This window comes from Moorena sp. SIO4A5, assembly GCF_010672005.1.
Taxonomy (GTDB): Bacteria; Cyanobacteriota; Cyanobacteriia; order Cyanobacteriales; family Coleofasciculaceae; genus Moorena.
This window is the reverse complement of the sequence record NZ_JAAHHZ010000008.1, coordinates 1-20925: the sequence shown is the minus strand read 5'-3', so window position 1 is coordinate 20925 and position 20925 is coordinate 1. Positions and strand designations below refer to the sequence as shown.

General features: G+C 43.8%; 20 protein-coding genes and 2 pseudogenes. 11 read left to right on the top strand and 11 right to left on the bottom strand.

All coding sequences use genetic code 11. From position 1 onward, the window contains the following. The first annotated feature begins 76 nt into the window (after positions 1-76). On the top strand, positions 77-1579 hold the full coding sequence (locus tag F6K57_RS05815) for a DUF1802 family protein (protein ID WP_293065672.1): 1503 nt from the start codon (positions 77-79) through the stop codon (positions 1577-1579). Here the strand turns inward: F6K57_RS05815 and F6K57_RS05810 are convergent, their stop codons facing one another. Then, positions 1580-1819 carry a hypothetical protein gene (locus F6K57_RS05810; RefSeq protein WP_293065669.1) on the bottom strand — a complete coding sequence of 80 codons (240 nt, stop codon included), beginning with the start codon at positions 1817-1819 and terminating at the stop codon, positions 1580-1582. A 117-nt stretch (positions 1820-1936) separates the two neighbouring features. On the opposite strand from F6K57_RS05810, the pseudogene F6K57_RS05805 reads away from it, so the two are divergent. From F6K57_RS05805 to F6K57_RS05775, 7 genes and pseudogenes are all read left to right on the top strand, one after another. After that, a pseudogene (locus F6K57_RS05805) lies at positions 1937-2077 on the top strand (element excision factor XisH family protein); the annotation flags it as partial. A 192-nt stretch (positions 2078-2269) separates the two neighbouring features. Beyond that, positions 2270-3481 carry a transposase gene (locus tag F6K57_RS05800; protein ID WP_293065728.1) on the top strand — a complete coding sequence of 404 codons (1212 nt, stop codon included), beginning with the start codon at positions 2270-2272 and terminating at the stop codon, positions 3479-3481. 21 nt (positions 3482-3502) lie between these two features. Next, a pseudogene (locus F6K57_RS05795) lies at positions 3503-3803 on the top strand (XisI protein). A gap of 722 nt (positions 3804-4525) precedes the next feature. Next, positions 4526-6013, top strand: a complete 1488-nt coding sequence (locus F6K57_RS05790; protein ID WP_293018168.1) for a hypothetical protein — start codon at positions 4526-4528, stop codon at positions 6011-6013. Positions 6014-6295: 282 nt separating this feature from the next. After that, positions 6296-6541 carry a photosystem I iron-sulfur center protein PsaC gene (gene psaC, locus F6K57_RS05785; RefSeq protein ID WP_015145320.1) on the top strand — a complete coding sequence of 82 codons (246 nt, stop codon included), beginning with the start codon at positions 6296-6298 and terminating at the stop codon, positions 6539-6541. A gap of 139 nt (positions 6542-6680) precedes the next feature. Continuing rightward, positions 6681-8597: a glutamine--fructose-6-phosphate transaminase (isomerizing) gene (gene glmS, locus F6K57_RS05780; RefSeq protein WP_293018167.1), complete on the top strand. Its 1917-nt coding sequence runs from the start codon at positions 6681-6683 to the stop codon at positions 8595-8597. Between the two features lie 161 nt (positions 8598-8758). After that, positions 8759-9400 (top strand): Uma2 family endonuclease, encoded by a 642-nt coding sequence (locus tag F6K57_RS05775; RefSeq protein WP_293065667.1) that lies wholly within the window; start codon positions 8759-8761, stop codon positions 9398-9400. Positions 9401-9478: 78 nt separating this feature from the next. Here F6K57_RS05775 and F6K57_RS05770 read toward each other — a convergent pair whose 3' ends face one another. From F6K57_RS05770 to F6K57_RS05760, 3 genes are all read right to left on the bottom strand, one after another. Further along, entirely contained in the window at positions 9479-10114 is a 636-nt protein-coding gene (locus tag F6K57_RS05770; RefSeq protein ID WP_293065725.1) for a pentapeptide repeat-containing protein, read from the bottom strand. Between the two features lie 234 nt (positions 10115-10348). Further along, positions 10349-11701, bottom strand: a complete 1353-nt coding sequence (locus F6K57_RS05765; protein WP_293065664.1) for a DICT sensory domain-containing protein — start codon at positions 11699-11701, stop codon at positions 10349-10351. Positions 11702-11771: 70 nt separating this feature from the next. Continuing rightward, a complete protein-coding gene (locus tag F6K57_RS05760) occupies positions 11772-13355 on the bottom strand; it encodes a photosystem II high light acclimation radical SAM protein (RefSeq protein WP_293065661.1) in 1584 nt (527 codons plus the stop codon). Positions 13356-13938: 583 nt separating this feature from the next. Between F6K57_RS05760 and F6K57_RS05755 the strand changes: the two genes are divergently transcribed. Beyond that, a complete protein-coding gene (locus tag F6K57_RS05755) occupies positions 13939-14325 on the top strand; it encodes a DUF1830 domain-containing protein (RefSeq protein ID WP_293039462.1) in 387 nt (128 codons plus the stop codon). A 50-nt stretch (positions 14326-14375) separates the two neighbouring features. Here the strand turns inward: F6K57_RS05755 and F6K57_RS05750 are convergent, their stop codons facing one another. Beyond that, positions 14376-14606 carry a hypothetical protein gene (locus F6K57_RS05750; RefSeq protein WP_293065658.1) on the bottom strand — a complete coding sequence of 77 codons (231 nt, stop codon included), beginning with the start codon at positions 14604-14606 and terminating at the stop codon, positions 14376-14378. A 198-nt stretch (positions 14607-14804) separates the two neighbouring features. On the opposite strand from F6K57_RS05750, the gene F6K57_RS05745 reads away from it, so the two are divergent. Then, complete coding sequence (locus F6K57_RS05745; RefSeq protein WP_293018160.1) at positions 14805-15245, top strand: DUF4079 domain-containing protein; 441 nt, start codon at positions 14805-14807, stop codon at positions 15243-15245. A 167-nt stretch (positions 15246-15412) separates the two neighbouring features. Here F6K57_RS05745 and gcvT read toward each other — a convergent pair whose 3' ends face one another. Beyond that, a complete protein-coding gene (gcvT, locus tag F6K57_RS05740; RefSeq protein ID WP_293065655.1) occupies positions 15413-16570 on the bottom strand; it encodes a glycine cleavage system aminomethyltransferase GcvT in 1158 nt (385 codons plus the stop codon). A 310-nt stretch (positions 16571-16880) separates the two neighbouring features. On the opposite strand from gcvT, the gene F6K57_RS05735 reads away from it, so the two are divergent. Further along, positions 16881-17132, top strand: coding sequence for a hypothetical protein (locus tag F6K57_RS05735; RefSeq protein ID WP_071103539.1), 252 nt, complete (start codon positions 16881-16883; stop codon positions 17130-17132). 305 nt (positions 17133-17437) lie between these two features. On the opposite strand, the gene F6K57_RS05730 is transcribed toward F6K57_RS05735, so the two are convergent. From F6K57_RS05730 to F6K57_RS05710, 5 genes are all read right to left on the bottom strand, one after another. Continuing rightward, on the bottom strand, positions 17438-18205 hold the full coding sequence (locus F6K57_RS05730) for an SDR family NAD(P)-dependent oxidoreductase (RefSeq protein ID WP_293065652.1): 768 nt from the start codon (positions 18203-18205) through the stop codon (positions 17438-17440). Then, positions 18196-18324: a hypothetical protein gene (locus F6K57_RS05725; RefSeq protein ID WP_293065649.1), complete on the bottom strand. Its 129-nt coding sequence runs from the start codon at positions 18322-18324 to the stop codon at positions 18196-18198. The genes F6K57_RS05730 and F6K57_RS05725 overlap by 10 nt, the downstream gene beginning before the upstream one ends. A gap of 57 nt (positions 18325-18381) precedes the next feature. After that, positions 18382-18996: a hypothetical protein gene (locus tag F6K57_RS05720; protein ID WP_293065646.1), complete on the bottom strand. Its 615-nt coding sequence runs from the start codon at positions 18994-18996 to the stop codon at positions 18382-18384. Positions 18997-19122: 126 nt separating this feature from the next. Continuing rightward, positions 19123-19881 carry a nucleotidyltransferase domain-containing protein gene (locus F6K57_RS05715; RefSeq protein ID WP_293065643.1) on the bottom strand — a complete coding sequence of 253 codons (759 nt, stop codon included), beginning with the start codon at positions 19879-19881 and terminating at the stop codon, positions 19123-19125. A gap of 284 nt (positions 19882-20165) precedes the next feature. Further along, on the bottom strand, positions 20166-20925 hold a 760-nt coding region (locus F6K57_RS05710; RefSeq protein ID WP_293065640.1), incomplete at its 5' end, for a nucleotidyltransferase domain-containing protein.

The following is a 20925-nucleotide window of genomic DNA, read 5'->3' as shown; positions in this document are numbered from 1 at the left end:
AGTTGACGATGCCAGGCAGGAATGAGATTGATTGATAGGAAGTGATATAGATATCTACTATTGAGTCAGTAAGATAATGAGTCAGCAAGATTTAATTCCAAGAGCTCTCCTTTTACCAGCACCAGATATCGAAGCCTTAATCCAAGGGCGAATGATTGCTGCTATCCCTCAGCTATTTATCAATCCAGGGCGGAAATTTGCCCTATATCCGTCTACACTATCAAGTAGTACACTATCAAGTAATAATCATACATCAAGTAATCCCCTGTCTCTTGAGCACTATTATCGCCCTAGTTTTAGAGAAATAGCCCAAAAAAGTCTAACGGCACTGAATTCTGAGACAGTTTTGATTAAGGCTTGGGCTAGGTGTGAACTTTGCCAACACCTGAATAAAACTGAATCCTTGGAGAGCTTATCACCGTTAACGGTATGGACAGCAGCAGGATTACAAGCAAGACTTGAGAAAAAACAGGGTATTTTCCTGGCTTACTTGCGGGTCTATCAGTTGCCTAAAGTGCTTGAAGTAGCTATAAATAATACTAGTCAGCCCCTTGGGAAGTTTGTTAGTTTAGGTGATAATATTAGGGTTAGTGACGATTGGCCAGTATTAAGCGATCGCATTTTCAGCCAACGGCGACACCAGCTAGAAAATCGACTCCCGCCACTGTATCCGGAATTGGAAGAATTACAGAGTCAAATCGCTAACCTGGCGATTACTAACCCAGCGGCTGAAGCCCTTGACGAAGAGATCAAAAAATTTATAGGCTGGAGTAGCAACAAGCAGTTAACGTCATCTAATCCAGATTTAGCTTGGATAAATACCATAGCAGCATTGGGAAATCGCAGCAAAGAGTTGGATCAAGGTAAAACTAATTATCAAGCTGGAACAGATTTTGAAAATATTGTTCGTGATAGCCTTAAGTTTCTGGGATTTACCATCGACCATGCTCACAAAGGTGGTGCTGGTGGTTTAGATTTATTCTGCTCAAAACCTTATCCTTTGGTGGGTGAGTGCAAGGCTGGGAAAAAAATTCCTAACGATACGGCAGTACAACTGTTGAATTTAGGAACGTTACGTTTAAACAATCAAGAACTACTTAAGAAAACTGCTAAGTTAATTATTGGCCCTGGTGAGCCGACTAAACAACTTATGGATGCAGCTATTGTACATGGTATGGCAATTATTAATCCTGACACTCTTCAGAAGCTGGTGAAACTCCAAAGCCAGTATCCCAATTCCGTTGATTTAATTATACTAAAGAATTACTTGATAGCTGGTCAAGCTGATCAGGAAGTTGAAAAATATATTAATCATATTTCTGAAAAACTGAAATTGCGATCGCATATTGTCCAGCTGGTGAAAAAGCTAATTGACGATAGAGATAATCACACGGTGGGAGTAGAGATGATCTATGGAGCCTATAACTTCTCCAATCCACCCCAGTCCTTGACTCAGCCAGAACTACACGAAATATTGATTGAGCTTTCTTCTCCCTTAACTGGCTACTTGGGGCGAATCAAGGAAACGGATAGTAAAAGTGATTGCTTTTATTTCCTGCGGGACTTGCCCATGGATTAACTAGCAGAGGTACATTTTTAGGGAGCAGGGAGCAGGGAGCAGGGAATAGGGAACAGGGAATAGGGAACAGGCAAGAGGCAAGAGGCAAGAGGCAATAGGCAATAGGCAATAGGCAATAGGCAATAGGCAATAGGCAATAGGCAATAGGCAATAGGCAATAGGCAATAGGCAATAGGCAATAGGCAATAGGCAATAGGCAATAGGCAATAGGCAATAGGTGAAAAATCCTGTGTATCTCATTAGGATATAAAGCAATATCGTAAAAATCTAGCGGTTTGTGTAACGTTTTATTTCAAGATTCAAAGTTTATGCTTGTTACCAATTCCTAAAGCGTGATCAAGTTACGATCGATATCGAAGATTATATCTAGGGATTCGCAATGCAGTTTACTTAGATTTTTTTCAAGATAAAATTGCTCGAATTGCTATTGATAGCAATCAGTTAAATTTGCTAGTTTTTGATGCCAACGGGGAGGAAATCTTGGAATGGATAGATTAGATGAGTATTCCAGATTAATTCGAGAAATTCTAGAGCGTTACGGAAACGCTCCAGGCTGAAAGCCTCGTGTTTTAAAACCGGGGATGAAAGCCAGGCAGCGACTTTAGTCGCCGTGAAAATATATCAGGCAAGACTTGACGGTTTACGCCAACTTTGTTATTATAAAATTGTCTAAATTGATGTCGATTTATGATGATTATTCTAGAGTTAAAAGCCTACGGTAAGCCCATTCAGTATCAAGCTATAGACGAGGCAATTCGGACAGTTAAATTTATCCGAAATAGCTGCCTTCGTTTATGGATAGACAACAAAGGTACAGGGAAGTACGACCTTAGTAAGTATTCTCAAATACTGGCAAAGGAATTCCCTTTTGCTAATGAATTGAACTCTACCGCTCGACAGGCTGCTGCCGAGAGAGCATGGTCATCAATTTCTCGCTTTTTTGAAAACTGTAAGAAAAAAGTTCCAGGGAAGAAAGGTTTTCCCCGTTTTCAAAAACACTGTAGATCGGTTGAATACAAACAGTCAGGTTGGAAGTTGTCCCCTGACAAAAAATCAATCACCTTTAGTGACAAGAAAGGAATCGGTAGACTAAAGCTCAAAGGTACCTGGGACTTGTGGCGCTTTGACAAAAAACAAATAAAACGGGTTCGCATAGTCAAAAGAGCTGATGGGTACTATGTCCAATTCTGTGTTTCAGTAAACATAAAAGAAGAATTGGAACCATCTAGAACAACTATCGGATTAGATGTTGGGTTAAAAGACTTCTACACTGATTCTGATGGTCACTCTGAACCTAATCCCCGCTTTTATAGAAAAGGAGAAAAGCGTCTAAAATTTTATCAACGCCGGGTTTCCCGGAAAAAGAAAGGCTCATCCAACCGTAAGAAAGCCGTCAATAGATTAGGTAGGCATCACCTTAAAGTAAGTAGGCAACGTAAAGAACATGCCAAGAGACTGGCGCGTTGCGTAATCCGGTCTAACGACCTGGTCGCCTATGAAGATTTAAGAGTGAAAAACCTGGTTAAAAATCACTGTCTAGCTAAATCTATTAACGATGCAGGTTGGTATCAATTTAGAAAATGGTTGGAGCACTTTGGCCAAAAATTCGGTAGGGTCACCGTTGCGGTAAATCCTGCTTATACAAGCCAAAACTGCTCAGAGTGCGGCGAAATAGTCAAGAAGTCATTATCGACTAGAACTCACGTGTGCGAATGTGGGTGTGAACTTGATAGAGACCATAACGCTGCAATCAACATCCTAAAAAGAGCCTTGGGTACGGTGGGGCACACCGGAACCTGGATCCATTATCCCAACGCTTCAGGAGAATCGACCTCTACTCTTTCTGGTTCCGGCCTGATTGAGCAAGTTGGCTCGTTGAATGAAGAATCCCCGCGTCTTTAGACCGGGGAGTGTCAAGCTCGGATTAGTTACAGTCACGGCGATATCCAAAGTTATGCCATTGCCGATTCTCTAAACAATCACTTTATGCTGATCGCGTAGCGTGGCCTTTAGGCCAATGGTTGTTGGCTGGGATGGCAAACGTCGAGTCCACGGCTGCATTACCCATGTTCAGATTATTGATGGAAAAATCTGGATTCAACGGGATGGTATCGAAGATGGCATCACAGAAGAACTGGTCGCCGCAGGGGTTCCCAAATCAGATATTGTGCTAGGGTTTCACCCACCAGACGTTCGTCCCCATACTGGTTATGCGTTCGCGTAGCGGCTCGTACCGAGCATCGCGTAGCGTGACCATTCGCGTAGCGTGGCCTTTAGGCCAAGGTCAATCGCGTAGCGTGGCCAGAGGCCAATCGCTTTTTTCACTGGTTATCAGCCACGGGTTATTTCGGACTCTCATATCAATCCCCCTTCGTCTCATTTCAAGCCAAACTTTGCCCTCTCTGTAATCCCTTGCCCTGTCTTTAAAACAGATGAAGGGATTGAAATTTTACTAGTTGACAATTGAATAAATAAAATGCTATTATCAAAGATAAATGACTTAATTTAAGATCTATACTCTTGGAAAATAGCTAATGAAAAATACTGCTAGTTTTTCATAGTAAAACGGTATATAGTAATCAGATTTATCAAAAACTGAAATTGCGATTGGTCTACAGCCACGCTACGGGAACGCATTAGCTCATTGCTCAATGATAGTACATTTGTATTAAAGTGTTGCTCCCTAGCTCCTGTTTTCTAATCAGCATCCATTTTTTGTCTCAAAATTTTTAGCCAGTCAATTTTTATGCATTACTCTTGGGTTAGTAAGTAGTAAGGTAATCTCAACCATCTGCGCCCAAACTTAAGTCAATGCCAAGCCATCGGCACTTTCGAGAGTCTGCATCTTGACCCAAAGTTGCCCCTCAAGACTAAAATCATCTTGAGCGATTGACTTTTTGGCTCCTTGCCCCAATGGTGAAATTGTGAACCCCTTGATGAAGAGCAATGAGTGAATCTGAAAACCCCAATAACCTTCCCCTTCCTGAGTCTACTACCGAAATGGATAACCAGGATACTAAGAAGCCAGATCAGCAGCAGACCGACCATAACCCAAAAATGCTCAGCTTCGCACCAGTACCTGATGATTTCACCATAGTATCTGATGATATAGATAATCTTATTGAACAGTCAATACTAGAACAGACTATAGAATCTCTCCTTACCACCATGGCATCATCAGTTACAGAAGCCGATAATGATGGCACTGATGATACTGATAACACTGATATTGACACTGAGATAGCTGATGTTTCTGAGGAACAGTTAGCCAAGGATGGTGAATGGTTTGCCTTAGCCCAAAAACTGCGCTTGGACAATCATCGCTTACAGCAGCAAGTGACCCAGCTGCAGCAAGCACTCCAGGAAAAACAGCAGGAGTTAAACGGACAAGCTAAGCAATTGCGAGAGTACGACAAACTCCTGTCCACAAAAGATCTGGAACTCAATACAGTTCAAGACCAATTAACCCGTTTGTTCCACACTCTAGAATCATCCCATCAATCCGGTCAACGCCAGCAAATTTTGGTTGAAACCTTATCAGAACAGTTACAAAGCTCTCAGGATCAAGTTGCCAGACTCGAACAGGACTATTCCCAAACCCAGCAGCGCTACAACGAACAATCTCATCAGCTGGTGCAATTGAAAGATACCTGTCGAGAACTTAGAACCCGTCTATACCGACAACAACAGCAAACCTTGCAATTTAAGGTAGCCTTAGAAAAGTGTCTGGAAATGCCTGCCTCTGAGAATTCTGTACTACAACAGCAAGAGAGTCGGAGCATCATTGCTCAGCAATCTCTGCTACAAAAAGCCCAGGCGATTAGACCCTGGTCTGCTGACCCAGAGTTATTTGCAGAAGAATTTATTTTCAGCAGTACTGGTAATTCTTCTGTCCAGTCTCAATCTACCACAGAAGCGTTATCGGTTGACAGCAGCCAACCTAACCAAACTGATCCTATATCCCCAGCAGATGCCTCGGGTCCAGGGCAAACTCAGGTAATCTCCCCTGAAAATGTGACAGCCAAAGAGATAGAAGTAGCACAACAGTTAATTGAGCAAATGTCTGCCCTGGCAGAGGAATTTGGGTTGTCGGAGTTGCCATCAGAGTCGGCTAATGCCAAAGTCGATGGCAGATCAGAACTAGAAACGACTAACTCAGATGAATCTGACCAAACCGTTGAATTGACTAGTGACCTTGAGCAAACCAGTAGGTCAGACCATACTCAGACCTTGGAGCCTGAAGCAAATCCATCGAGTCAGGAATTGCCAGAAGATATCATAGAGGCTGAGTCACAGTCAAATCAGACCAATGACGTATTTCCGTCTCAGGGTAAGTCGCCATCACCAGTACTCTATCCCCTACGTCCCTCCAAAGGGCGCAAATCCTTAGCGTCTATTGAATTACCAAGGTTTCCCCGTTATCGCTCTTCTTGAGGTTGACCCATAGATTAGGCTCGATCACACAATAGTTTCTGATACTGATATATTAAAGAATTTAAAGTTCTGTAACCTCTGGCGCAAGACTATCAAAACCCTGCGGTAAACTAGCCCTTGATCCTTAAAATTCCCTGTCGTTTGCCTGAAACGCCAACAAGCACGAACCTAGGCAAAGATAATCCTGGTGGAATCATCGGGAATATCCCCAATTTTCCCAAGGAGACAGGTCAGCGGTTTTTCCGCAATGTCCGATAAAAAAATGTAGGAGTTCTTAAATCAATGTCTCATAGCGTTAAAATTTACGATACCTGTATTGGTTGCACCCAATGTGTTCGGGCTTGCCCTCTAGATGTATTGGAGATGGTTCCCTGGGATGGCTGTAAAGCTGGTCAGATTGCCTCTTCTCCTCGTACAGAAGACTGTATTGGTTGCAAGCGGTGCGAAACTGCTTGTCCTACTGACTTCTTGAGCATCCGGGTTTACCTGGGAGCTGAAACAACTCGTAGCATGGGCTTGGCTTACTAACCATTAACCTAGCAATCTATCTGATGTTGACGGTTGACTGTTGATGGTCAACCGTTGACGGTTAACCGTCAACACAGGACACTCCACTGTTAGCACGGCTATAGTTTGAGTATTATGGTTACTTACTAAACTCAACACTATGTGTGGAATAGTCGGCTATATCGGTCCGCAAATCGCTACAGAAATTTTAATGGCAGGATTAGAGAAACTCGAATATCGAGGCTATGATTCTGCTGGGATTGCTACAGTCTCGGAAGGGGACGTTCATTGTGTACGTGCTAAGGGAAAATTGCACAATTTGCGGGAAAAACTGGTACAAATCGAAAACCAGGCGCGGATTGGCATTGGACACACGCGCTGGGCAACCCATGGTAAACCGGAAGAGTATAATGCTCACCCCCACATGGATATGGCAATGCGGGTGGCAGTGGTACAAAATGGCATTGTTGAAAACTACCGGGAATTGCGGGAAGAATTGATCCAGCAGGGACATGAATTCCGCTCCGATACCGATACAGAAGTTATTCCCCATCTAATTGCTGAGTGTTTACACCAAAATTCGGCTTCTTCCTCTTCCTTCTTCTCTCCTTTCCTAGAAGCAGTGCGGCAAACCGTGAATCGATTAGAGGGAGCTTTTGCCCTAGCTATCCTTTGTGCTGACTATCCTGATGAATTGATTGGAGTGCGGCAACAGGCTCCTCTGATTATTGGGTTTGGTCAAGGGGAATTTTTCTTTGGCTCGGATACCCCAGCATTGTTACCCCATACCAGGGCAGTATTGAACTTAGACAATGGGGAAATCGCACGGTTAACTCCCCTAGGGGCAGAAGTTTACGACTTTGAGGGTCGTCGGTTGAATAAGTTCCCCCGTACCCTCAGTTGGAATCCCTTTCAAGTGGAAAAGCAAGGATTCCGACACTTTATGCTTAAGGAAATTTATGAGCAACCAGGGGTAGTGCGCAACTGTTTCGAGCGGTATCTCAATAGTAATTGGCATGCTAATCCTACACAGACAGAGGCAGACCTGGCTAATTCCCCAGTTCAGTTAGGCATACCAGAGTCACTGTACGAGGATGTAGAACAGATTCAGATTCTGGCGTGCGGAACCAGTTGGCACGCTAGTTTGGTGGGTAAATATTTGTTGGAGCAGTTGGCAGGAATTCCTACCATGGTGCAGTATGCATCTGAGTTTCGTTATGCACCAGGTCCGTTAACTAAGAATACCCTAACTATTGGGGTAACTCAGTCTGGGGAAACTGCTGATACCTTAGCAGCACTGGAGATGGAAAAACACCGTCGCAGTGGATTAGACCCTCTGTATCAGCCCCGACTGCTGGGAATTACGAATCGACCAGAAAGTTCTTTGGCTCAGTTGGTGCCTGATGTGATTGATACCCAGGCAGGGATTGAAATTGGGGTGGCGGCTACTAAAACCTTTGTGACCCAGTTAGTGGCCTTTTATTGTCTAGCGCTAGATTTAGCAGATCGACGTAATACTCTCGCCCCTGAAAAAATTCAAGCAATTATGGCAGGCTTGCGGCAATTGCCTAATCAGATTGAGCAGGTGCTGGAAAGTCAAGAAAAGTATATTGAAGAATTAGCCCATGACTTTGCGGAAACCCAAGACTTTATCTTTGTAGGACGGGGGATTAATTTTCCGATTGCTTTAGAAGGGGCGCTGAAACTTAAGGAAATTAGCTATATTCATGCTGAAGGCTACCCAGCTGGGGAAATGAAGCATGGTCCGATTGCTCTGCTGGATGCTAAGGTGCCTGTGGTTGCGATCGCAATGCCTGGTACTGTCTATGAGAAGGTAATTTCTAATGCTCAGGAAGCTAAGGCTCGGGATGCTCGGTTGATTGGGGTGACACCGAGCAATGGCAAAGAGGCGATGGATATCTTTGATGATTTGTTGCCTGTACCAGAGGTGGAGGAGTTGCTTTCACCAATTCTGGCGGTGATTCCGTTGCAGTTGTTAGCCTATCACATTGCGGCAAGGCGAGGGTTGGATGTGGATCAGCCCAGGAATTTGGCGAAGTCGGTGACTGTGGAATAGATTTCTTTGTTGACTGCTGAACGGTGTTGCTTAAACCCAGGGACTAGTTAGGATTTGTAAATGCGATCGCATTTTGTGTAGGCATTTTGCGATCGCACTCCGCCCCTCAAATTAATCCAATTAGGACTTACCCATCACGTCGGTACAGTTGAGGAAAAACCATGACCGTTACCATACCCATCAAAGCTATCCAACTCACACCCGGTAGTGCCATTACTATAGATAACCTTAAATGGCAAGACTTTGAAACAATTCTTGACGAACTTGGGGAAAAGCGACGAGTGCGGCTGACCTACTATCAAGGAAATTTAGAAATCATGTCCCCCCTTGCTATTCACGAAAGACCCCACCGGATTATTGCCGATATTGTTAAAGGCATATTAAACCTACAGGGGCGCGACTGGGAAGATTTTGGTTCAACTACCTTTAAACGTCCTGAAATTGCTGGTGTTGAACCGGATACCTGTCTTTATATTCAGAATGCTCCTCAAATGCGAGGCTGTACTCACATTGACTTGGACATTTATCCACCCCCAGACTTAGCTATTGAATCTGATGTTACTTCAAAAACAACTCTTGAGGTTTATGCAGCCATTGGTGTTCCTGAAGTATGGATTTATAGCAAACAACAACTTAAAATTTACATCATCAAAGATGGAAATTATCAAGAAACGTCGCTCAGTCCAACCTTTCCCAATTTATCCTTAACTACACAGATTCCTCAACTCGTAGAACAGGCAATTAATCAAGGAACAAGCAGAATGTTACGGGAATTAAAAAGTCAATTTTTTCAATCGAAATAAGTCTTACTTATTGCTAAGCAATTCCATCACACACCTCCCCAGCTGCCATCCTTTCTATCCGTTACCCACTATTGTCAATTATTCCTCAGGCACACAGGTCCCCACTAAACAAGCTCGATCCAAATTAACACCACTTAAAGAAGCCCCATCCATCTCAGCACAAAGCAAGTTCGCCCCACTGAGATTACTACCAGATAGATTAGCTCCACGGAGATCGGCCTCTTCCAGATTTGCTTCACTTAAGGTTGCCCCTTGTAAATCCGCCTGAGACAAATCAGCTCCCTTCAAATTGGCACCATTAAGATTAGCTCCTCGCAAATCTGCCCCTCGCAAATCCACCCCTTGCAAATTCACCCCCATCAAATTGGCACCACTTAAAAAAGCACCGGTAAAGCAAGCCTGACTCAACTTAGCCCCCATCAAATTAGCGCCGCGCAGATTACCACCCCGCAAGTCCGCACCACTCAAATCCGCCTGCATCAAATTAGCACCAAGCAAATTTGCCCGTAAGTCAGCAGATTCCAGTTTGGCACCGATTAAGTTAGCACCATCGAGACGAGCACCATTTAAATTAGAGCCAGAAAAATTTACCCCCACAAGTGTTGCACCAGCAAGATTAATTTTTTCCAATTGGCTACCGGAAAGATCCTCATCTTCCAAATCTGCTCCTGGCAGTTGCTTTACTTTCCCCGCCCGAATTGCTTCAATTTCCATCAACCAGATAACCTTGAACTGTTCATCCTTCAACCTACCCTACACCAGACCCCTGGGCAAGAACAATCTTGAACTGTTCAACCTTGGCCAAAAGGCCACGCAATCGCGTTCAACCTACCCTACGGGAACGCCAAAGGCGAACAACCTTGATAACCTTCAACCTTGATAACCTTCAACCTTGATAACCTTCAACCTTGATAACCTTCAACCTTGATAACCTTCAACCTTCAACCTTCATCCTTCAACCGTTACTTTTTCCTCAGATAAGGAATCAAGCAACCACATCCCTGAAGCAATTTTAGGCTGATTAGCCTGCAAACTCATACCCTGCTGCATTCCCATCACTATCAGTCCCAGGGTTTCCACCAGTTTAGGGTCAAAGGCTTCCCCTGACAATGCCTGACAGTTTCTTAGAGCTTGAGACAGAGCATCCTCCTCAGATTTATAGGTATTGAGTTGCTGCTGAAAATAAGCCATCAGCCTCAAAATCCTCGATTCCAAGGGAATGTTATCGTAAGCTAAGCCATCCGGTTGTCCTGAACCATCCCAGGATTCGGTTTGGTGGGTAATAATGTTAGCGACAGCCTGCAATCGAGGCATAATCCGTAACACCGATCCCCTCGGAAGAGATTCCTGCTTCTCGATCACCTCTTTCTGAGCAGCTGACTTAGGGGGTAGTTCTATCTTGACCCCCTGCAAGGGAGATAGACGGTGCAAGAGTGCTGCCAGACTTAAACGTTTCAGTTGCCATGCTGGTAAATCCAGCAACTGGCCTATAGTCTCAGACAAGCTTTTTACCTCAGCGCCAGCGTTGGGATTGACAGCATCCGCTTGGTCAATTAGCTGAGCCATACGCAAGAAAGCTTGCATTTCATTAGAAACGAGGTTATCGTCTAACACCTGAACATGGCTCGGGGAGGTATGGGACGGTAACTCTTGTTGACCTTTCTGAAGATAGTTCACGACCCGATTCACCACTGCCCCAATATAGTCTCGTGGCCTGGTGCTGTCGATCATCTGTTGAAGTTGTGCAGTTAAGCTGGCTTGCAAGTCTGGGTTATAGTTACCAATATGAGCGATCGCAAACTCCACTGTCTCCCTGACCAAGTCTGGCTCAAATGTCCAGAATCCGTAGAATTTGCGCTCTCGGTCTTGCTCTGGCAGTCCTTGAGTGCCATAATCCGACTCAGATAATTCTTGACATAACACCATTGCTGTGTATGTCTCAGAAATAATAATCAAGTGCCACTCTTGAGCTACAGGATCGGAGGACTCTAAACTAACTAGGGCAACATTCGACCGCTGGCTGGTGGGATGTTCAGCAAAGCCAGCATCCGGTGCGGCTAGAATTACCACCTGAGATGATTTCAGTGCTATATCGCCATAGCGTTCAGCTTCCTCAAGATACCATTGGCCCCGCTGGAAGGCGGTAATCATTAGTGGAGGACTGTCAGACTCTAGGATAAAGTCTTCTAGGGCATGGCACAGCGACACTAAGGTATTTTTGTAATAAACTCCAAAGCTTAGAGGTTTTTTGGTGCCGCGATAGGCTTGTTCTAGTTTTTGTAAAATTGAACCTGAGCGCATGGTTACTTAAAAATTGTTAATTAAATTTTGTTATTTAAACTTGTTAATTTAATTTTGCCATTATCCCTTTCTAGTTATTTAAACTTACTAGTTTTTTTTCTTGGTGTTTATTTGGTAATATTGGGGCAGTGAGGGCTGCTTCTAATGGAGCCACTCCTAGTCTTTCTTCAAGGATTTTCATCACTTCACGCCCAAAATCATTAGAATTTTGCCGCCAAGCTTCCAGACAAACTTCACCAAAGAAAGACCCTAGGGGTTCGGGATTCCATAGGAGTTTCTTTGCTGTCCAGGGCATCAAACTCATGGGATCATAGTCCCGGTTGAGGATAGTTTTGTCAAAGGCGTACTGTTCTAAATGGGTATGGGGTTGTAGACCAATGAAGAAGATGGCTGGTTCTACTTTATCCCTACCAAATATTTGCTCTAGTTCCCGGTGATAGGCAATAGTCTGACGAATGGTGTCAAAGGTTTCATCGATCACATTGAAAGAATAGTTGACGGAAACTAGGTCATTGAAGCCAGCTGCTTTTAAATCACGACAGTTTTGCAGTACGGTGCGTAGGTTATAGCCCATGCGCATTTTCCGCACCAGTTCCTGAGAACCACTGGTAATCCCGATTTCAAAGTAATTCATCCCGGTTTTTACCATCAGGTCGCATAATTCTGGGGTAAGATTGTCTGCCCGAATGTATGCTGCCCAGTTAATGTCACTCATACCAGAATCAAGGATTTTTTGCAACAGTTCAACCGCATCACCAATGAATTTTTTGGCAGGAATGAACTGAGCATCAGTGAACCAGAACTTGCGGATGCCTCGGTCATAGAGTTGCCGCATTTCTGCTACCACTTCATCTGCCGGGTTAATCCGTACCTGTTTGCCTTCTACAACGGTATAGATACAGTAGCAGCAGTTATGGGGACACCCACGCTTGGTTTGAACTCCAATGTAAAAGTCGTTCTGTTGGAAGTAATAATCAAAGCTCGGCCAGATGCTTTGAATATAGTCGTAGTTGCAAGCAATTTTTTCAATGGCAGTGGGAGACTCATGGATCATGCGATCGCGTGGCTTAGCTTGCCCTACCACATAACAGCGCTGATCATCGAAGTCCTGACCCCGGAGAAGTTTCGTGAGTAAGGTTTCCCCTTCTCCAACGGAAACGATGGTTCCAGTTGGCAGTTTATTTTCCAACTGCTCATAGAATACACTAACTGCTCCACCCCCCACAATCAGGCGAGCGTCTGGGTTATATCGTTTAGCTCGTTTGAGTCCTTGTTTGATTAACCCCAAGTTCCCCCACAGTTCGCCATAGTAAGAGGCAGCTAAACGCAGACCCCCCAGCGCTCCCCGTAATTTCACCAAGGGATTGCCAGCATAGTAAAACTCAAAGGCATTTTGGAGCGGGTTACCACCCCTACCACCCACTGGAGCATAGATTTGAATGTCGCGCCAGGAAAATACCAACAGGGTTGGTTTAAACTGGTCTATCTCAGTATCCAAGGCGCTGCCAAAGTCTAGGGGAGGTACAGTTCCCAAGTCAAAAATGCGCTGTTCTACATCCGGGAACTGTTTATGAACATGGTCAGCTAAATAAACCACCCCGATCGGAAAGATTGGATTACACGGAAGGCGAACATATAGTATTTTCTGTTCCATTGGTAACTGTTTATAGTAATGATTTTTTGTTATTATAAGTTTTTTTTATCAGGAAGGTTAGTTTGGGTTATTCTTGACCAATTCCGTTCGCGTAGCGTGGCCCAAAGGCCAATTAAGCTCAAGATTTCAAGGCAGATCTATACCTAGAGTTATAGCTAGAGTTATAGACAGATTTATCTACCGCCGTTTTCTCTACTTTGAGACTACGGCGGGCAGAACTTACCAAGGGTGGGCAACAATTATGAAATTGGTGTTTACATATCTTAACTTTACCAAAATTAGGGACTTACCTCAAGCGTATGGTAGTTTTGTCTATAGGGATCAAAAATCAGCATAAAGTCATCTAATAGAGTAAAGTCATATAATAGGGTTTCTAGAGTGAGCATTACACCTGAATGATGCTGAATATCGCTAAAACCAGCAAATAATCCTAAATAATCCCAATAATCAGCATATTAACGGTGTTTTGTTGGTGATCGGCTGAGGTAAACTCCAATAATTAGTAGCCATGTTTACAGCTCGCCGGGATCATCAATGCTACCTTGGTGTTTGTAATAAATTAACCTTTAGAGAATTAATAGATATGACACAAGTTTTTGATCCTATTCCTTCAGATAGCCAAGATTCCCTTCTGTGCTGCTATGTGAACGCTACTAGCCAGATCCAGATTGCTAGAATAACTAATATACCTAACTGGTACTTTGAAAGAGTTGTTTTCCCAGGGCAGCGCTTAGTTTTTGAAGCACCGCCACAGGCTCTTCTAGAAATACATACGGGGATGATGGCAAGTTCTATTCTCTCAGATACCATCCCTTGTTACCGCTTATTGGTTAGCCAAAGTGGTAATGCTTATGGCTATGCTGTTTCCGCCCAATCAGCCAAACCTGCTGATATCAAACCACATCCAGAAACAGTTGATAGTCCAAGAGTGTTAGCTGAAAAATTGCCTAGGCTGGTTAGCGCGGTCTAGTTACTATAATCTATACTTTGGGGTTGCTTACAACAGGAGCAACCCCTTTTTCATTGGTTGAAGGTTGAAGGTTGTTTGGTTGAAGGTGGTTTGGTTGAAGGTGGTTTGGTTGAAGGTTGTCTAGTTGAAGGTTGAAGGTTGAAGGTTAAAAGTTGAAAGTTGTTCGCGTAGCGTGGCCTTTTGGCCAAGGTTGTTCGCGTAGCGTGGCCTTTTGGCCAAGGTTGTTCGCGTAGCGTGGCCTTTTGGCCAAGGTTGTTCGCGTAGCGTGGCCTTTTGGCCAAGGTTGTTCTTACCCAGGCGTCCCTTGTCAGGTAGGTTGAAAGTTCAAGCTAAATAGGCTATAGTGCTAGACTTGTAACTTGTCACTTGGTCTGTAACCATAGCAAGGGTAATTCAAAAGTGAACAAGAACAGATCTTGAGATTCTGTTCCATCACCCCATCACCCCATCACCCCATCACCCCATCACCCCATCACCCTGTGAATCTCCCTTCTTTTCTCTGGCTCTGGAAAATTGCTGCTTGGTCAATGGGTTTATCCCTCTTTGCCTATGTACTCCTGGCAATCACCGGCAGCATTGCGTTTTATCAACGTCACTCCGGACGCCCACGACCGACTTGGTTACGCCCTTTGCACTACATCATTGGCTGGATCATGGTCGCTCTAGTCTTAGTTCTGCTGGGGATTGGTTTAGTAGGTACCATCGGCCATTACGGTCATCTAGGTCATTCAGCCCACTTAATAGCTGGATGGTCTGTGGTAGCACTGGTGTTGCTCTCAGCCTTTAGTGCTACCCAAATTAGTCCTCAACAACCCTTAGCAAGGGCTGTTCACGTTGCTACCAACATTGCCTTGCTAGTGGGATTTACCTGGGTTTCCCTGACTGGTTGGGAAGTTGTCCAGAAATATATTAGGCATTAGGCAATCGAAAGTTGAAAGTTGAGAGTTGAAAGTTGAAAGTTGAAAGTTGAAAGTTGAGAGTTGAAAGTTGAAAGTTGAAAGTTGAAAGTTGAAAGTTGAGAGTTGAGAGTTGAAAGTTGAAAGTTGAAAGTTGAAAGTTTAAGGTTATCTGTCAGCCATGGATAGCTTTACTTGGCCGATGGACGATTTTCAGAGCGATAAAAAGGCTTCTTGACCACAACGGCGGGATAGGATTTACCCCGGATTTCTACTTCCAGCTGCTGTCCAACTTTGCCCAACTTTCTGGGAACATAGGCTAGTGCGATCGCATTTCCTAAGGTTGGTGCTAATGTACCACTAGTGACAACTCCTACCACCTCACCATCAGCTAGGACTGGGTAACCATGGCGAGCAATCTGCCTTCCTTGCATCTGGATCCCAACTAGCTTGCGCTGGATCCCTGTTGCTTTTTGTTGCTCTAGCACCGAGCGTCCGATGAAGTCTCCTTTGCTATCAAGATGCACTAGCCAACCTAACCCAGCTTCTAAAGGTGTCGTGGTATCATCAATATCTTGTCCGTACAGTGCCATTGCTGCTTCTAGGCGCAGGGTATCTCTGGCACCTAAACCACAGGGAGTGACACCAGACTCTAAAAGTGTCAGCCACAGCTCTATGCCCACATCTGGGTCTAGCATCAGCTCAAATCCATCTTCCCCCGTGTAGCCGGTTCTAGCCATAAATGCCGGTTTCCCCAACACCGTTGCCTCTAGATGTCCAAAGGCTTTGACTGGTGCTAACGCTTCTTTGACAAATGGCTGAAGATGTGATATCGCCAATGGTCCCTGTACTGCGATCAACACTTTTGATGTTGAGAGGTCTTGTAAGGTAACTAAGTCAGCATCCAGGTGAGCTAACAACCAGTCTTTGTCTTTGGTGCAGGTTGCTCCATTAACAATCATCATCCCCCGCTGCTCCCCAGACTCCTCTTCACCTTGGTAGTAGAAGATAATGTCATCAATGATTCCACCATTGGGATTTAACAACACCGTGTATTGAGCTTGACCCGGTTGCAGGCGGGTTAAATCCGAAGGTACTAGAGACTGCAATTGCTCCCGTAGTTGCTTACCATGAAAAGCAAACTTACCCATGTGGGAGATGTCGAAAATTCCGACAGCAGTTCGTACTGCAGCATGTTCTTTTTTCAATCCACTAAATTGGACTGGCATTTCCCAACCCGCAAAAGCTGTCAAGCGGGCATTTTGTGCTACCACCTGGTCAAATAGGGGAGTGCGAGCCAATTTAGGGGTTTCGGATTGGGACTCTGGAGATGCTGGGGAATTTGCCACGGGTTTTAATAATGGTGTTCAGTTATCAGGTAAGTGTAACATCTATCTGGTATAATCCCATGGGTTCCCGTAGCACAATGTGGAATGGGCATCTTGCCCGTGTAGCACAATGTGGAATGGGCATCTTGCCCGTGTAGCACAATGTGGAATGGGCATCTTGCCCGTGTAGCACAATGTGGAATGGGCATCTTGCCCGTTACAATTTAGCGTTTTATTAACAACAGTTGGTAAACAGTTAGTAAATAAGCCCCCTTTTAAATTGATCACCATTAAGCTACTATATTATCTTGGTAAAGACTATAGCAATCTCATGAACAAGAAACTAATTTGGTATATCAAATCTCAAGCTGGAGTTCTGCTTTTTCCCTTAGGCTTATGCTTATTTGGAGAAGCCGTTTCTAAAAGAATTGAAGGAGAGCCTTGGTTTTGGTTAGGAACCTTAAGCTTAGTTGTGATTAATGCCGGGATTGGTTTGATGATTGAAAGCGGATTGATATCCGGTTTTCCCAGAGATAACGTTGCCAAAGACGACTCAAAAGAGTCAGTCCTAAAGACTGAATAAAGGCTTTATGTAAGCATATGCGCTACGCGCACGCTACGCGAACAGCGGTCAGCGGTCAGTGGTCAGCTTAAAATCAACCTCTTTCGTGACTATTAAACTAATCCTTACCTGTTTTCTTTAAAAGACTTTCCTCAAATTAAACTAATCCTTAGCTGTTTTCTTCAAAAGCTGATAGCTGATAGCTGATAGCTGATAGCTGATAGCTGATAACTGATAGCTGATAACTGATAGCTAATAGCTGATAGCTGATAGCTGATAGCTGATAGCTGATAGCTGATAGCTGATAGCTAAATGCTTACACTAGTTTACCAAGGTAACTGGCTTCCATCCCAGGAGAAAAACTGTCCACTATCCCCTTTATCCAGCTTTTCAATCACCGCCAGTAGTTGATTAACAGTACGCTCTACTGGGAATAACTTATCAGCAGGTACATTTTTTTTAAAGGGTTTAGAAAGGCGCGTATTGGTTGTACCAGGATGTAACGTGACAACGATAGTTTGAGGACTTTTTCTACTGTATTCAATCGCCACCGTTCGCATAAACATATTTAAGGCTGCTTTCGATGCTCGATAGCCATACCATCCTCCCAGTTGGTTATCACCAATACTGCCAATTTTTGCAGAAATGCTAGCAAAAATACTGCGATCGCTATGACGGAATAATGGTAATAAATGTTTAGCCAGCAACACTGCTCCAATACTGTTAACCTGGAAGTAACGCATCAAGTGTTCTGAATTAATCTGTTTCAGGCTTTTTTCTGGTTGTAAGCTGCCGTCATGAAGCAATCCAACACAATTAATCACTAAGTGGAGTTTGTCTATCCCTACACTAATTTGTTTGACAGCTTCAGATACTTGCAACTCGTCGGTGATATCCATCGATAGACAAACTAATCGATTAGGATAGTTGCTTTCAAGGGCAATTAATTCCGAACTAGAATCACGGTTACGATAAGTGCCATAAATCTTGGTAAAGGATTCATCTTGCAGCAATTGTTTGACAAAAGCCAGACCAATACCTCCATTGGAACCGATAATTAAGGCATTGGCATTGTTAATTCTATCTATAGACATTTATTAGCGCTCCCCGTAGGGAGTAGGGAGTAGGGAGTAGGGAGTAGGGAGTAGGGAGTAGGGAGTAGGGAGTAGGGAGTAGGGAGTAGGGGGCAGTGTAAATTAGCCTGAGTTTTCATGATATATTTGGAAATGCTATAGTATTAGATATCAGCTATCCCCTTAATTATAAAACTTTAGCGTTTAAAAGTACCCACTGAAATATCAACACTAACTGGGTCTTCATTATCCACTAAACCATCGCCATTTTCATCCCAAACAGAGGTCGCAAAAAACCCGCAACGAATATCGATTTCCTGCTCAGAAACTCTCAAAAATAGAGACCCCTGTTTGGTCGCGCATTTAAATTCTGCTTTCTGGACTAGCTCTGGAGCATTTCTGCGTAATTGAGGCAATACTTTCTGGCACTGTTGGTCAGAATTAGAGCAAACCAATGGCTTCACAAAAGTATAATCATTCGCTACTAACGGCAAAACCCCTAACCATGTACCAGTGCGATTGCCATTTCCTACGGGTTTATCCCAACAAATAAAGCTGACTCGCTGGGGTTCTTCTTGATTCTGAAAAACCTTTAAACTGAAACTTTTGCTATCACTACACTCCCTTTCCCATTCAGCTATTTGTTCGGGAAAACTATCGCCAAGGTCAGCTAAAACTTCCTGACATTGGCGTTCACCACAATCCCCTGCTACCTGCTGAGGCTGGGTCTTATCTGCTGGGGTTTCACTAGCACAACCAAGCACAAGCAGAGCAAATATCATACTAGAAATTGCTAATTGTTTTACTTTCATTTAAAAATTTATTTATAATTATTATTATAGCATTTTCTAGAAATTTTATTCCTTGCTCCCTGCTCCCTGCTCCCTGCTCCCTGCTCCCTGCTCCCTGCTCCCTGTTCCCTTTGCTATATAGCAATTTCAATGTAAATTTGCCATCCTCAATCTACAGAGCAAATCATTCAAAGCATCCTTAGCTGATGGTGCTTCTGGTAACCAACTAGACTCAGATGCTTCCTCTAATTTACTCTGTAGACGATTATATTCTCCCTCATGAAAATTCAAATTTGTATCTTCCAATACAGACTTTTCTACTCCTGCTAGCTTTCGAGCAATTAAATCTGGAATATAAGGTAACTGGAACACCTCATTCAGCTTAACCAAGTTAGCCTCTATTTCCCCAGTTTTCATTAAATGGATACCAGTCAACAGCACCCGATAGACGTAAAGCAAAGGTTTGACACGACATGGACTCATCTTTTGAAACAGTTTCCATTGAGTTCGGGAAAATCCTAGATAGTGATGGGCATGGTAGCGAGTAATGCATTGTTTTGCGATCGCTTTTAATTCCTCATGCTCCGGTGTAGTGTGAATAACTAGGGGTGAGTACAGCTGCTCTAAGACATAACCATTCTTTTTCAGCAGCATCTCAAAGAACTTTTTGATATCGTGAGTGACTAGATCCAGTTCTATGGAATCCCGAATTTCCGAGACTTCAATCGTTTCCGGTCCCGGGTCCAGTCCTATAACCTTCTGCACTGGCAGAATGTGACTACCACGCAAATCATAATCAGAATCTGGTGAAGGGAAACCATACAAATGGGCTCCACTGAGGGTAGCAAATAACAGTGGATGGGGTTGAGTATAAATTACAGTTAGTAGTTTTTGGTTTAAATTCATATACAGCAGTTTTCAATTGGGTGAGGTACATGTTTTTAGGAAGCAGGGAGTAGGGAGCAGGGAGAAGGGAGCAGGCAAGAGGCAAGAGGCAAGAGGCAAGAGGCAATAGTGAAACAATCCTGTGTAACTCAGGTGCGACCTGTGGTGAATTTAATTCTTAATGGGTCAAGCGCACCTAATAGTTAGGAAAAACGCTGTATAACTATAGCAATCCGTGTAATAATTGTGATAATTTTGGTTTCCTGTTGCCTACTCCCTACTCCCTGTTCCCTGTTCCCTATTCCCTATTCCCTGTTCCCTTTCCTATAAACCATACTTTGACGTGCTTTAATCAAAAACTGATTAGCTGCTTCATAATCCGGACGTTCTGGCAAATTAGTGTTGGCAAAAGCAGCATCAAACTCTTGATGTAAACTCAATCGCCAAGCAGTAACCTCCTGCCATGGCATTTCATCCCGACGGATGGCTAGGAGTTGTTGCCGATACTCCTCAACTTTCACTGGTACAAACCCCTCTTTCAAGACTGTGATCCCTGAGAGCAATAAACGGATTAAGTGCATAGCATGTTTTAATCGAACTGCTCCTTTAGTCCGAAAATCTTGCTCCATTTTCTTAAATTGGGACATCACATACCCATTATAGGTTTGGTAAACCAACTTAGACAGAAAAATATCTCGAATAGCTAGCAATTCCTTGGCTAGGGGAGTGGCTGTTTCCACTAGTGGTGTGTAGAGACATTCCAACACATTTGGATTAGCTTTCAGTGCCAAAATGATAAACTTTTGCAGCTCCCAGTAGCACTCCTGAGTCTCGTGGTTTTCTAACTGTTCCGGAATTCCATACAAAGACCAGTGAACCACAGCTGGTGGCAGGTAAATACCCCGTCTGTCTGTATCAGAGTTTTCATCATCCAGACCAAATGCTCTCGACCCTACTACACAGCGGTAGATAACATGATCATATAAATTTAACTCTGTGAGTAAGTCTTCCGAGAGCTGTAACCCTTCTTTTTGGAAGTGTTTACGAATACTAAATTCATGGCGA